This is a genomic window from Xanthobacter autotrophicus, from assembly GCF_030015065.1.
Lineage (GTDB): Bacteria > Pseudomonadota > Alphaproteobacteria > Rhizobiales > Xanthobacteraceae > Xanthobacter > Xanthobacter autotrophicus_D.
Genome location: NZ_JAIVFN010000007.1, coordinates 13,875 through 27,415, shown reverse-complemented (window position 1 = coordinate 27,415; position 13,541 = coordinate 13,875). Strand labels below are relative to the sequence as shown.

Genomic DNA, 13,541 nt, shown 5'->3' with positions numbered 1-13,541 from the left:
GCTCCTCCGCCCTGCGGGGAGCCTTTTTCGTTCACGCCGCAGCTGTGTTCCGCAGCCCGTCCGGCAGTGCGAGGCTCACGTCGGCCGCGTCGAGGATGGCGGGCATCGCCTCCCCGTGGAGCACGGCATATTCCACCTCGCGCTGCTGGGTCAGGGGATCGCGCGCGGTGAGGGGGTCGTCCACCCGGCCGGGATGCACCATCACCAGCCCGCCATCGGGCACGCCCTTCAGGAAATGGGTGAGCAGGGTCGCGAAATCGTGGTCGGCGGAGAAGTCGTAGGCACCGCCGAAGCCGCGATTGGTGGCGAGGCCGAAGGGCGTCGCATCGCGCGCGAAGCCGCTGGCGAAGGCGCCGATGAGCCTGCCCTTCACGTCGAAGCCGTGCAGCGCCGCCCTGGCCGGCGTCACGTCGCGCAGCCAGGCGCGGGGGGCGAAGCGGGCGGTGGCGGTGAGGACCGCCTTGCGCACCACCGGCAGCACGTGCACGTGCTGGTGCCCGTCCACATGATCCGGCGGCCGCCCGAAGGCGTCGAGGAAGGCCTGGAACTGCGCCTCGACCTCTGCCTCGACCGCCTGCGCGTCGAGGCGCCGCGACAGGGCCGCGACCACCACCCGGGACAAAGCGGGGAAGTGGCCGTCTGCGCCGGCGATGCCGCGGGTGAGTGGGGGGAAGGTGCCGGTGAGGGTGACATGCAGGCCGATGCTGGCATCGGTGCCCTCGGCCGCGGCCAGGAGGCAGTCGGCTTCCTCGATCAGGCCGTCGAACACGGTCATGACCGAGGTGGCGTTGATGCGCCGCGCCGCGATCAGCCGGCGGATCGCCTCCGACACGCCGGGCGAGATGGCGTAGTCGTCGGCGCACAGCACCACGCGCTTCACGGCTCGGCCCTCGAGGCCAGCGCCGCCGGATAGGATAGGCCCGGCCCGCCCATGGGTTGTCCGGCCAGCGGGTGGCCGGAGGCCTCGGCACCGGCGCGGTTCAGCACGTGGTCGGCCACGTAATAGACCGGGCGCGCCTTGATCTCGGAGAGGATGCGGGCGACGTACTCGCCCATCAGCCCCATCACCAGCAGCTGCGTGCCGCCGATCACCATCAGGCCCACGACGATGGAGGGATAACCCGGCAGCGGGATGCCCCAGACGAGGCGCTCCACCACGATCCAGCTGCCATAGAGCAGCGCCAGCCCGGCCAGCGCGGCGCCGAACGCCGCCGCAAGGCGCAGCGGCGCCGGCGAGAAGGAGGTCAGCGCCTCCATGGACAGTCCGAGCAGGCGCAGGAAATTGAAGGAGGTGGAGCCGTGCGCGCGCGCCGCCGGCCGGTAGGGCACGGCGATCTGGCGGAAGCCGATCCAGCTCGACAGGCCCTTGAAGAAGCGGTTGCGCTCCGGCATGCGCCGCAGGGCGGCCGCCGCGCGCGGGGAGAGGATGCGGAAGTCGGCCGCGTCCTCGGGAATGGTGGTGGCGGCGCCGAAGTTCAGGAGCTTGTAGAAGGCGCGCACGAACAGGCGTCGGCTCGTCGCCTCGTCCGAGCGGTCGGCCTTCACCGCATAGGCGACGTCATAGTCCTCGTCCTTCCACAGGCGCAGGAAGGTGGGGATCATCTCGGGCGGGTGCTGGCCGTCGCCGTCCATGAACATCACGGCGTCGCCGCGGGCATGGTCGAGGCCGGCCATGAGCGCGGCTTCCTTGCCGAAATTGCGCGACAGCGCCACCACCTGGATGTCGATGCCGAGCACGGGCAGGGTGGCGGCGATGGCCGCGCTGTCGTCGCGGCTGCCGTCGTCCACATAGACGATCTCCATGTGGAGGCCGCGGGCGCGCGCCTCGGTGGATGCGGCGGCGTTCAGGCTGGCATGGAAGGAGGGCAGGCCTTCGGCCTCGTTGTAGAGCGGAACGACGATGCTGAGATCTGGTGTCATGATACTTCCGCTCGGCCCGCGCAGAGAATGCAGGTTCATCTAGCCGCCTCCACCCCGAAAAGGAGCAGAAATTTTTTCAAGGGACGCGGAACCCGTGCTCCGCTCCCGCGTTGAGGTGCCAGCGCGATCATTCCCCCCATTGATCGTGCCATTGACGCGGCCGTCTTCCCCCAAGGCGGCCGCGTCGTCATTTGGCGGGCCGCGGTCGCGAAGAAACGGCCGCGATTGCGGGATATCAAGACCCGAGACTTTGGGCGAGTTTAGGGTAAGGTCGCGTCGTTCAAACGGCCGAATGGGGGCCTTACGAGATGATTCGCGACATTCTGGTCAATCTCGCCCAAGGGGTCGAGACGGATCGCGCCTGCGATTTCGCGGCGAGCCTCGCCTCAAGCTTCGGTGCTCATATCACCGGCCTCTCGGTCGCTTATGAGATTGATGTGCCGCCCTTCTACATGGGCGCCCTTCCCACCGACTTCATCGATGCGCAGGTGCTGGAAAACCAGGCGGCCGCCGAGAAGGCGTCGGCACGCTTCATCGCCGCCGCGAGCGCTGCGGGGGTGGCGCACGAGGTGCGCAGCCTGTCCGCGTCGCTGGGCGTGGCCGCCAACAGCTTCGCCGAGATGGCGCGGCTGTTCGACCTCACGGTGGTGGCCCAGCCCGATCCGGACCGTCCCGGTCCTGAGGAGGTGATCGCCGAGACCGTGCTGATGGAATCCGGCCGGGCGGTGCTCATCGTGCCGTATGTGCAGACCAAGCCCTTCGCCGCCGAGCGCGCGGTGGTGGCCTGGGACGGCAGCCGGTCCGCGGCCCGGGCGCTGGCCGAGGCGCTGCCCCTCCTGCATCGCGTGAAGGAGGTGGAGATCTTCCGCGTGGTCGCCCACGAGGAGGGCGAGGACACCGCCGGCGCGGAGGTGGCCCGCCATCTCGCCCGCCACGGCCTCAACGCCAAGGTGCGCAAGCTGCCGATGTCATCCGGCGAGCCGGTGGCCGCCGCCATCCTCAACGAAGTGTCCGACCAGGGCGCCGATTTCGTGGTGATGGGAGGCTACGGGCATTCCCGGATCCGCGAGCTGGTGCTGGGTGGTGTGACCCGCGAGATCCTCGCCACCATGACCGTGCCGGTGCTGATGGCCCATTGATGCGCATGGCCGTCGAGGCCGGCTCATCGACCAGGGGCCGGCCCGGGTGGTGACCCGCCTGGCATCGGCTGGCATCGGCTGGCGTTTCCGGCGGAAACGCAAAAAGCCCTCTCCCGGCGGGAGAGGGCTTTTTCGTCTGTGGATGAACGATCCCGAGGGGGCGGGCCGGGTATCACTCCTCGTCGTCGTCCTCGCTCTCGCCCTTCTTCGAGCCGCCAAGCTTGGCAAACACCGTCTCCAGGTCGAGGGATTCGCGGCCCTTGGGGGCCTCCTCCTCGTGGTCCTCCTTCCCGGTGGTGACGTCCGCCGGCAGCAGGGTGGCGCCGCGGTCCTCCATCGCGGTGGCGGGGCGATCCTTGGCGGCGCGCTGGACTTCGAGGTCGAGGTCGATCTGGCTGCACAGGCCCAGCGTCACCGGGTCCATGGGTGAGAGCTGGGCCGAGTTCCAGTGGGTGCGGTCCTTGATGGACTGGATGGTGGCCTTGGTGGTGCCCACCAGGCGGATGATCTGCGCATCCTTCAGCTCGGCATGGTTGCGCAGCAGCCAGAGGATGGCGTTAGGCCGGTCGTGGCGGCGCGAGACCGGGGTGTAGCGCGGCCCGCGGCGCTTCTTCTGCTCCGGCAGGCGGACCTTGGATTCCAGCAGCTTGAGGCGCCGGTTGGGGTCCTTCTCGGCGAGGGTGATCTCGTCGCGGGAAAGCTGGCCGGTGGAGATGGGGTCGAGTCCCTTGATTCCCTGCGCCACCTCGCCGTCGGCGATGCCCTTCACCTCGAGGGGGTGCAGCTTGCAGAAATCGCCGATCTGCTCGAAGGAGAGCGCGGTGTTGTCCACGAGCCAGACGGCGGTGGCCTTGGGCATCAAAGGTATGTTCGACATGGCGGCCTCTTGCGGCTTGTTGGTCGTCGGACGCTTCGGTCCTCGGGCTTGTTCGGTCCTGTGGCGCCTGGGCTTGGTCGGTGCCGGCGCCGGGATGTGATGGTGTCGGTGTATGCGGGTTCGCAAGGCCACCCCTCCCCTGGGGCGGACCACGGAACTCATCGCTTATATCCGGGATGGCGCCAACATAAGCGCGCCGGGGGCAAGTTGCAATTGCCGCGCGCGCCGGCCGGCAAAATGAGCGGTGCCGGGATGACCGCCCGAAATCGCCGGCGCGCCGTCGCGCCGGCTTGACAGGGGCGCCGCGAGGCCGCCAATTCGCCCGATGCCCCAATTCGAGCCTGCCATGGACGCCTCCGAAAAGCTGGATGCCGCCGCAAAGCCGCCGCTCAAGGTCCTTCTTGCCGCGCCGCGCGGCTTCTGCGCGGGCGTGGTGCGGGCCATCGACGCCGTGGAGCAGGCGCTGAAGCTCTACGGCGCGCCGGTCTATGTGCGCCACGAGATCGTGCACAACAAATACGTGGTGGAAGACCTCAAGCGGAAGGGCGCCGTCTTCGTGGAGGAGCTGGACGAGGTGCCGGACACCGCCGCGCCGGTCATCTTCTCCGCCCACGGCGTGCCGAAGGCGGTGCCGGACGAGGCGGCGGCCCGCAAGCTGTTCGCCATCGACGCCACCTGCCCGCTGGTGACCAAGGTGCACCGCGAGGCGCAGGTGCATTTCCGCAAGGGCCGGCACATCCTGCTCATCGGCCATCAGGGCCATCCGGAGGTGGTGGGCACCATCGGCCAGCTGCCCGACGGCGCCTTCACCCTGATCGAGACCGCCGCGGAGGCGCGCGCCGTGATGCCGCGCGATCCCGAAAACCTCGCTTATGTGACCCAGACCACCCTGTCGCTGGACGATACCGCCGAGATGGTCGCCATCCTGCGCGAGCGCTTCCCCGCGCTCTGCGAGCCGCACAAGGAAGACATCTGCTACGCCACCACCAACCGGCAGGAGGCGGTCAAAGCCATCGCGCCCAAGGTGGATGCGCTGGTGGTGGTGGGCGCCCCCAATTCCTCCAATTCCCAGCGCCTGCGCGAGGCGGCCGAGCGCGCCGGCTGCGCCCGCGCCGTGCTGGTGCAGCGGGCGGCAGAGATCGACTGGACGATGTTCTCCGGCATCGCCAGCCTCGGCGTTACCGCTGGCGCCTCGGCCCCCGAGGTGCTGGTGGAAGAGATCATCGACGCCTTCGCCGAACGCTTCGCCGTGACGGTCGAGACCGTGACCTCCACGGAAGAAGACGTGTTCTTCCCCCTGCCGCGTGCTTTGCGGCCGGATGCGGCGGAGTAGATCGTGGCGGTCTATACGGATGTTTCGCCGGCGGAGCTTGAAGCCTTCCTGTCCGGCTATGACGTGGGCACGCTCACCTCTTTCCACGGCATCGCGGAGGGGGTGGAGAACTCCAACTTCCTGGTTCAGACCACGCGCGGCAGCTACATCCTCACCCTCTACGAGAAGCGGGTGAACCGGGACGATTTGCCGTTCTTCATCGGCCTCATGGAGCATCTGGCGGCGCGGGGCCTGTCGTGCCCACAGCCGGTGGCGCAGCGTTCGGGGGCGGTGCTCTCGGAGATTGCGGGGCGGCCGGCGGCCATGGTCACCTTCCTGCCGGGCGTGTCGGTGCGCCGGCCCACGGCCGAGCATTGCGCCGAGCTGGGGCGGGGCCTCGCCCGGCTGCATCTGGCCGGCGCGGACTTCGCCCTGGCGCGGGCCAACAATCTCTCCGTCGCCGGCTGGCGGCCCTTGTTCGAGGCGGCGGACGGGCAGGCGGACGGTGTCGCGCCGGGCCTTGCCGCCGCCATCGCGGCGGAGCTGGCGACGCTGGAGGCGAGCTGGCCGAAGGGCCTGCCGGCGGGCGTCATCCATGCCGACCTGTTCCCGGACAATGCCTTCTTCCTCGACGAAAAGCTCTCCGGCATCATCGACTTCTACTTCGCCTGCACCGACTTCCTCGCCTATGACGTGGCGGTGTGCCTCAATGCGTGGTGCTTCGAGCCGGACGGGGCCTACAACGTCACCAAGGGGCGGGCGCTGCTGTCCGGCTACGAGGCGGTGCGGCCGCTTTCGGACAAGGAGAAAGCCGCCCTGCCGCGCCTTGCCCGCGGCGCCGCGCTGCGCTTCCTGCTGACCCGCCTCGTGGACTGGCTGAACGTGCCGGAGGGCGCGCTGGTGCGTCCCAAGGACCCGCTGGAATATCTCAGGAAGCTGCGCTTCCACCAGGCGGTGGACAGTGCGCAGGATTACGGTCTGGCGGCATGAAAGAGGTGGCGGTGTTCACGGACGGGGCCTGCTCGGGCAATCCCGGCCCCGGCGGCTGGGGCGCGATCCTGCGCTTCGGCGCCCACGAGCGGGAGCTGAGCGGTGGCGAGCCGCTGACCACCAACAACCGCATGGAGCTGATGGGCGCCATCTCCGCGCTGGAGGCGCTCAAGGAGCCCTGCGCGGTCGATCTGCACACCGACAGCGCCTATCTGAAGGACGGCGTCACCAAGTGGATGCACGGCTGGAAGCGCAACGGCTGGCGCACCGCCGACAGGAAGCCGGTGAAGAACCAGGACCTGTGGGAGCGGCTCGACGCGGCGCTGAAGCGCCATACCATCCGCTGGCACTGGGTGAAGGGCCATGCCGGCCACGCCGAGAACGAGCGCGCGGACGAACTGGCCCGCGCGGGCATGGCGCCGTTCAAGCTGAAGGGCCGGCTCGGCGGCGCCTGAGGGGGCCTCGAGCCGGCCCCCGGCCGTCCCGCGCGGGAGCCGGAAGGCGTTTCCGCACGGCGTCGCCGGCGGTTCGACACGGCTGACCGGCGCACCGCCGGGCCTGACTTGAGGGACCGGGCGATGCCTTCCCGGTGGTCCGGACGGCCAGTCAGGACTTTTTCTTGCTGGCCTCTTCCTTCTTGCGCTCGATGCAGCGCGAGATGAGGGTCGAGCGGTCCGCCTGCCGCGCCGGAGGATTTTCGGCCAGGCACTCCTGCCGCATCTGGTCGATGGTTTTGGTCCCCTGCGCCAGTGCCTGGTCGCGGCCGGCCGCCGCCATGGCCAGCACCCCGAACAGAGGTGCCCATAACAGTTTGTTCATCGCCCCAACCCCTTCCATGCCGCGTGCGGCGGCAAGCATCCAACCCTTTAATGCTATCATGGGTTGCATGGCGTGGCGAGGCCAACGGTATGCGGCGGGGCATGCCCCCGCTATCGGGCCGGCCGGATATCGCCTTGGTCGTGCCCTGCGGCCGCCCTCGAACCCCGGAGGCCGGCGCGGGGAGGGGGCGGACTGACGCCTTCCCTCCCGCCGCGCGGCCCTTTAGGGTCCGGCCACCTGTTCGGTGCATCCTCGCGTTGACACGCTTTCCGGATGCGACGGGGTGTCCGCTTCGCTCGAAACCGTTTCTGGGGCCGCCCGTTCCCATGTTCCGCAACATCCTTTCCGTCGGCGGGCTGACGCTCGTCTCGCGCCTCGCCGGCTTCATCCGCGACGTGGTGATGGCAGCCGTGCTGGGCGCGGGGCCGGTAGCGGACGCCTTCCTCGTCGCCTTCCGCCTGCCCAACCATTTCCGCGCCATCTTCGCCGAGGGCGCCTTCAACGCCGCCTTCGTGCCCACCTATGCGCGGCTCCGGGAGCAGGACGGTGCCGCCTCGGCGCGGGCGTTCGCCGACGAGATCCTCACCGCCATGGCGCTGGTCCATGCCGTGCTCCTCGCCCTGGCCCTGGGCTTCACGCCGCAATTCGTGGCGCTGCTGGCGCCGGGCCTCGCGGATGACCCCGAGCGGTTCGGCCTGGCGGTGACGCTCACGCGCATCACCTTTCCCTACCTGGCGCTGATCTCGGTGGCGACGCTGGTCTCCGGCGCGCTGAATGCGTCCGACCGCTTCGCCATGGCGGCGGCGGCGCCCATCCTCATGAATGTGTGCATGGTGGGCACGCTCCTGGGCGCGGCGCTCTTTCCCACCGCCGGACATGCGGCGGCGTGGGGCGTGCTCATCTCCGGCGTGGCGCAGCTGTTCGCGGTGGGGCTCGATGCGGAACGCCACGGCATCGGGCTGAGGTTCGGCCGGCCGAAGCTCGATCCCGGCACGCGGCAGTTCCTCAAGGCGCTGGGCCCGGCGGTGATCGGCTCGGCGGGGGTGCAGATCGCGCTGTTCGCCGATACCATCATCGCCACCTTCCTGCCGGCGGGCGCGCTCTCGGCGCTCTATTATGCGGACCGCATCAACCAGCTGCCCATCGGCGTGGTGGGCATCGCGGTGGGCACGGTGCTGCTGCCGGAAATGTCGCGGCGCCTCGCCGCGAAGGACGATCGCGGCGCCGCCTATTCGCAGGCGCGCGCCATCGAGCTGGCCGCCCTCCTCGCGCTGCCCTTCGTGGCGGCCGCGCTGCTGGTGCCGGACCTGACCATGCGGGCGCTGTTCGCCCGCGGCGCCTTCACCAATGCCGATGCCGCGGCGGCGGCGGCGACGCTGCAGGCCTATGGGGTGGGCCTCCTCGCCTTCGTGGTGGTGCGCGCCTTCATCGCGCCCTTCCACGCCCGGGGCGATACCCGCACGCCCATGATCGCCTCGCTCACGGCGGTGGCGCTCAACGTGGCGCTGAAGTTCGCGCTCATGGGCAGCCTCGCCCAGGTGGGCCTTGCCCTCGCCACGGCGGCGGGCGGCTGGATCAATGTGGGGCTTCTGGTCTTCTTCGCCCTGCGGCGCGGCTATCCGGTGGGTGACGCGGCGCTGGGGGGGCACCTGCTGCGCCTTCTCGGGGTGGGCGTTCTGGTGGGCGCGAGCCTCTTCGGCACGCAGCTGCTGGCCGGCGCCGTGTTGCAGGCGGACCTGCCGGCTCGCGCGGAAGTGATGCTGCTGCTGGTGATCCTGGCCGGCGCCCTGGTCTACGCTGGCGCGACCATTGTTCTGCTCGGGCGCGGCTTCATCGCCGGGGTCACGGGTCGACGGGCGCCGCCGTTGCCGCAATGACAGGCCGGCGACGATCTCGGAATTTTGCCGGGATCAACCGTTTTGCATCGCAGCAGCATATGCTATCGGATGCGCCGTCTTCCGGTTTCGGCTCGTCAGTTGCGGGGGGTGCCGAACCTTCTCCAAAATCTTCGTTGGCGGATGTTTCACCGCTCAGGAGCCGGATTGCCATGACGCCTGCCCCGCGCCTTTGGGTCCTCGTCGCTGCGCTCACCTTGCCGCTTGCCGCGTGCGGACAGCCTTCCGCCCAGCAGCAGGGTGCGCCGCCCCCGCCCCAGGTCACGGTGGCCACGCCCCAGACCAAGACCGTCACCGACCAGGACGAGTATGTGGGCCGCTTCGTCGCCATCGACGAGGTGAACGTGCGGGCCCGCGTCGCCGGCTATCTCGACAAGATCCATTTCACCGACGGCCAGATGGTGAAGGAGGGCGACCTGCTCTTCACCATCGACCAGCGCCCGTACCTGATCGCCCTCGACCAGGCCAAGGCCAACCTGGATCAGGCCAAGGCCAATCTGGACTTCACCAAGGCGGACCTCGACCGCGCCAGGACGCTGCTTGAGGACCGCACCTCGAACGCCATCTCCAAGCAGACCTTCGACCAGCGCACCCAGGCCGCGCGCGCAGCCGCCGCGACGGAGCTGTCGCAGGAGGCTGCCGTCCGTTCCGCCCAGCTCGATCTCACCTTCACCGAGGTGCGCGCCCCGGTGTCGGGCCGGATCGGCGACCGGCGGGTGTCGGTGGGCAACTATGTGGCGGCGGGATCGGGCGCGACGCCCACCCTGCTCGCGGTGATCGTCTCCACCGATCCCATACGCTTCGAGTTCACCATCGACGAGGCCGCCCTGCTGCGCATCCTGCGCCGCAAGGGCGGGGCCGACGTTTCCGGCGACCCGGTCGCCCTCAAGCTCATCGACGACAAGGATTTCATCCACCCGGGCAAGCTCGACTTCCTGAACAACGTCATCGACCGGGAAACCGGCACCATCCGTGGCCGTGCCGTGTTCGAGAACAAGAACGGCCTGTTCCGCCCCGGCATGTTCGCCCGCATCCGCCTCGACTCGTCCGCCCCCTACCAGTCGCTGGCGGTGCCGGACGCCGCCATCGGCACCGAGCAGGTGAACAAGTTCGTCTATGTGATCGGGCCGGAGAACAAGGTGCTGCAGAAGGTGGTCACCCTGGGGCCGCTGGTGGGCGACATGCGGGTGATCCGCTCCGGCCTCACGGCGGAGGACAAGGTGGTGGTCAACGGCCTCATGCGCGTGCGGCCCGGCGTCACCGTCAACCCGCAGATGGCGGAGGCCAGCCCGCCGCCCGCAGCCGCCGCCACGACCGCGAAGTGAGGTGAGAAGATGCGCTTCTCACACTTCTTCATCGACCGCCCCATCTTCGCCTCGGTGGTCTCCGCCGTCGTCATGATCCTCGGCGCGGTGACCTACCTGCGCCTGCCGGTGGCCCAGTATCCGGACATCGCCCCGCCGGTGATCACCGTGACCGGGCAATATCCCGGCGCCTCGGCGGAGATTGTCGCCGAGACCGTGGTCGCGCCCATCGAGCAGCAGATCAACGGCGTGGAGCGCATGCTCTACCTGTCGTCCAACTCGACGGCGGACGGCCGCTTCTCCATTTCCGTCACCTTCGACATCGGCACCAACCTCGACATCGCCCAGGTGCAGGTGCAGAACCGCGTCGCCATCGCCCAGCCGCGCCTGCCGAGCGAAGTGCAGCAGGTGGGCGTGGTCACGGCCAAGTCCTCGCCCGACCTGATGCTGGTGGTCAGCCTGTATTCGCCCGACGGCTCGCGCGATCCGCTCTTCATCTCGAACTTCGCCAATATCGAGATCAAGGACGTGCTCTCGCGCATCGACGGCGTGGGCTCCATCACCGTGTTCGGCTCGCGCGAATACGCCATGCAGATCTGGCTCGATCCGAACCGGCTGTCCCAGCTCAACCTCACCACCACGGACGTGGTGGCGGCGCTCAAGGCGCAGAACGTGCAGGTGGCTTCCGGCGTGCTCAACGCGCCGCCGGTGCCGGAGCAGCGCGCCTTCCAGATCGCGGTGCGCACCCTCGGCCGGCTTACGGACGCGCGGGCCTTCTCCGACATCGTCATCAAGCAGACCGACCAGGCGCTGGTGCGGCTGAAGGACGTGGGCCGGGTGGAGATCGCGGCCCAGGACTATGCCTCGACCTCGTTCCTCGACAAGGACATCTCGATCCAGCTCGGCGTGTTCCAGCGCCCCGGCTCCAACGCCCTCGCCACCGGCAACGCGGTGGTGGCGGAGATGGCGCGCATCGGCAAGACCTTCCCCGAGGGGCTGAAGTACGGCATCTACTACAACCCCACCCAGTTCATCCAGCAGTCGGTGGATGCGGTGGTGCACACCATCGGCGAGGCCATCGTGCTGGTGGTGCTGGTGGTGATCCTGTTCCTCCAGAGCTGGCGGGCGGCGATCATCCCCATCCTCGCCATCCCGATCTCGCTCATCGGCACCTTCTTCGTCATGGGCCTGTTCGGCTTCTCGCTGAACAACCTGTCCCTGTTCGGCCTGGTGCTGGCCATCGGCATCGTGGTGGATGACGCCATCGTGGTGGTGGAGAATGTGGAGCGCAACATCGAGGCGGGCCTCTCCCCGCGGGATGCCGCCTACAAGACCATGGACGAGGTGGGCGGCGCGCTGGTGGCCATCTCGCTGGTGCTGACGGCGGTGTTCGTGCCCACCGCCTTCATCACCGGCCTGTCCGGCGAATTCTATCGCCAGTTCGCCCTCACCATCGCCGGCTCCACGCTGATCTCGCTGCTGGTGTCGCTGACCCTGTCGCCGGCCATGTGCGCGCTGCTGCTGAAGCCGCACCGCTCGGTGCACCAGAAGCCGGCTTGGTACGCCCGGCCGGTGGTGGGCTTCTTCGGCCTCTTCAACCGCGCCTTCGAGGGGCTCGGCAACGGCTATGCCTATCTGACCGCGCGGCTGGTGCGGGTGGTGGCGCTGGTGCTCATCGTCTATGCGGGCATCGTTGCCTTCGGCGGCTATCTGTTCACCACCACGCCCCAGGGCTTCATCCCGCAGCAGGACCGCGGCTATCTCATCATCGCCGCCCAGCTGCCGCCCGGCGCCTCCATGCAGCGCACCGAGACGGTGATGAAGCAGGCCGGCGACCTGGTGCTCGGCACGCCGGGCGTCAGCCGCGTCATCAACATCGCCGGCTTCTCGGGCGCCACCTTCACCAACGCGCCGAACGCGGGCGCCATGTTCGTGATCCTGAAGCCCTTCCCCGAGCGGGAGGGCCATCCCGAGCAGACGGCGGCGGCGGTGCAGAGGGTGCTGTTCGGCAAGATGGCGGGCATCCAGGAAGCCCAGATGATCGTGGTGCAGCCGCCGCCGGTGCAGGGCATCGGCAATGCCGGCGGCTTCCGCATGATGATCGAGGACCGCTCCGGCTCGGGCCTCCTCGCCCTGCGCAACGCCACCTATGCCATGATGGGCGCCGCTGCGCAGACCCCGGGGCTGATGCAGGTCTATTCGCTGTTCGAGACCTCGACGCCCCAGCTGTTCCTCGACATCGACCGGCAGAAGGCGCAGCTGCTGCGGGTGAACACCGCCGACCTGTTCGCCGCGTTGCAGACCTATATCGGCTCCTCCTACGTCAACGACTTCAACCTGTTCGGCCGCACCTTCCGGGTGCAGGCCCAGGCCGATGCGCCGTTCCGGCTCGATCCCAAGGACGTGCTCTCGATCCGGGTGCGGACCGCGGGCGGGGAGACGGTGCCGCTCGGCTCCTTCACCACGGTGCGCGACATTTCCGGTCCCTACCGGGTGCCGCGCTACAATCTCTATCCCGCCGCCGAACTCGACGGCTCGCCGGCCCCCGGCTATTCGCAGGGCCAGGCCATCCAGATCATGCAGGATCTGGCGGCGAAGGTGCTGCCGCAGGGCTTCTCCTATGAATGGACGGCGCTGGCTTACCAGCAGCAGAAGGCCGGCAACACCGCCATCTTCGCCTTCGCGCTGGGCGTGGTGTTCGTGTTCCTGGTGCTGGCGGCCCAGTATGAGAGCCTGACCCTGCCTCTGGCGGTCATCCTCATCGTGCCCATGTGCCTGGTGGCGGCGCTCATCGGCGTGATCCTGCGGGGTCAGGACAACAACATCCTGACCCAGGTGGGCTTCATCGTGCTCATCGGCCTTGCCGCCAAGAACGCCATCCTCATCGTCGAGTTCGCCAAGCAGCTGGAAGACCAGGGCCATGGCCGGCGCGAGGCGGCGGTGGAGGCGGCGCGGCTCAGGCTGCGTCCCATCATCATGACCTCGCTGGCCTTCATCCTCGGCGTGGTGCCGCTGGTGTGGGCCACCGGCGCCGGCGCGGAGCTGCGGCAGGCGCTGGGCACCGCCGTGTTCGCCGGCATGATCGGCGTGACCCTGTTCGGCCTGATCTTCACACCCACCTTCTACGTCTTCGCCCGCTGGCTCGCCGGTCTCGGCGCCCGCCGCGCGGCGAAGGCCGAGACCCCGCAGCACCCGGCCCCGGCCGAGTAGGATCATCCCGCCGGTCGTGCCCTTTCCGGGGCGCGGCCGGTACGGTGACGGGGCGCCGCCAGCGTTCGCCCCGGC

Annotated in this window: 11 protein-coding genes; 7 read left to right on the top strand and 4 right to left on the bottom strand. The window is 69.1% G+C overall.

The window, feature by feature from the left end; translation table 11 throughout:
* Nucleotides 1–31: 31 nt before the first annotated feature.
* Complete coding sequence (locus tag K9U40_RS03215) at nucleotides 32–880, bottom strand: ChbG/HpnK family deacetylase (protein WP_282888773.1); 849 nt, start codon at nucleotides 878–880, stop codon at nucleotides 32–34.
* On the bottom strand, nucleotides 877–1,920 hold the full coding sequence (locus K9U40_RS03210) for a glycosyltransferase family 2 protein (protein WP_282888772.1): 1,044 nt from the start codon (nucleotides 1,918–1,920) through the stop codon (nucleotides 877–879). The genes K9U40_RS03215 and K9U40_RS03210 overlap by 4 nt, the downstream gene beginning before the upstream one ends.
* 308 nt (nucleotides 1,921–2,228) lie before the next feature.
* Here K9U40_RS03210 and K9U40_RS03205 point away from each other — a divergent pair, with 308 nt between their 5' ends.
* Nucleotides 2,229–3,059 carry a universal stress protein gene (locus tag K9U40_RS03205; protein WP_282888771.1) on the top strand — a complete coding sequence of 277 codons (831 nt, stop codon included), beginning with the start codon at nucleotides 2,229–2,231 and terminating at the stop codon, nucleotides 3,057–3,059.
* Nucleotides 3,060–3,231: 172 nt separating this feature from the next.
* Here K9U40_RS03205 and K9U40_RS03200 read toward each other — a convergent pair whose 3' ends face one another.
* Nucleotides 3,232–3,936 carry a DUF1013 domain-containing protein gene (locus K9U40_RS03200; RefSeq protein ID WP_282888770.1) on the bottom strand — a complete coding sequence of 235 codons (705 nt, stop codon included), beginning with the start codon at nucleotides 3,934–3,936 and terminating at the stop codon, nucleotides 3,232–3,234.
* A gap of 346 nt (nucleotides 3,937–4,282) precedes the next feature.
* On the opposite strand from K9U40_RS03200, the gene ispH reads away from it, so the two are divergent.
* From ispH to rnhA, 3 genes are read left to right on the top strand one after another with little or no spacing between them, the layout of a single operon-like run.
* Entirely contained in the window at nucleotides 4,283–5,269 is a 987-nt protein-coding gene (gene ispH, locus K9U40_RS03195; RefSeq protein WP_282888769.1) for a 4-hydroxy-3-methylbut-2-enyl diphosphate reductase, read from the top strand.
* 3 nt (nucleotides 5,270–5,272) lie between these two features.
* Entirely contained in the window at nucleotides 5,273–6,238 is a 966-nt protein-coding gene (locus K9U40_RS03190; RefSeq protein ID WP_282888768.1) for a homoserine kinase, read from the top strand.
* Nucleotides 6,235–6,693, top strand: a complete 459-nt coding sequence (rnhA, locus tag K9U40_RS03185) for a ribonuclease HI (protein ID WP_282888767.1) — start codon at nucleotides 6,235–6,237, stop codon at nucleotides 6,691–6,693. Before K9U40_RS03190 ends, rnhA begins: the two co-directional genes overlap by 4 nt.
* A gap of 151 nt (nucleotides 6,694–6,844) precedes the next feature.
* On the opposite strand, the gene K9U40_RS03180 is transcribed toward rnhA, so the two are convergent.
* The gene (locus K9U40_RS03180) at nucleotides 6,845–7,096 is read right to left on the bottom strand and encodes a hypothetical protein (RefSeq protein ID WP_282888766.1); all 252 of its coding nucleotides are present in this window, start codon (nucleotides 7,094–7,096) and stop codon (nucleotides 6,845–6,847) included.
* A gap of 287 nt (nucleotides 7,097–7,383) precedes the next feature.
* Here K9U40_RS03180 and murJ point away from each other — a divergent pair, with 287 nt between their 5' ends.
* The 3 genes from murJ to K9U40_RS03165 all read left to right on the top strand — a co-directional run bounded on the left by murJ (nucleotide 7,384) and on the right by K9U40_RS03165 (nucleotide 13,466).
* Nucleotides 7,384–8,934: a murein biosynthesis integral membrane protein MurJ gene (murJ, locus tag K9U40_RS03175; RefSeq protein ID WP_282888765.1), complete on the top strand. Its 1,551-nt coding sequence runs from the start codon at nucleotides 7,384–7,386 to the stop codon at nucleotides 8,932–8,934.
* Between the two features lie 170 nt (nucleotides 8,935–9,104).
* Complete coding sequence (locus tag K9U40_RS03170; RefSeq protein ID WP_282888764.1) at nucleotides 9,105–10,277, top strand: efflux RND transporter periplasmic adaptor subunit; 1,173 nt, start codon at nucleotides 9,105–9,107, stop codon at nucleotides 10,275–10,277.
* Nucleotides 10,278–10,286: 9 nt separating this feature from the next.
* Complete coding sequence (locus K9U40_RS03165; protein WP_282888763.1) at nucleotides 10,287–13,466, top strand: efflux RND transporter permease subunit; 3,180 nt, start codon at nucleotides 10,287–10,289, stop codon at nucleotides 13,464–13,466.
* The last annotated feature ends 75 nt before the right edge of the window (nucleotides 13,467–13,541 follow it).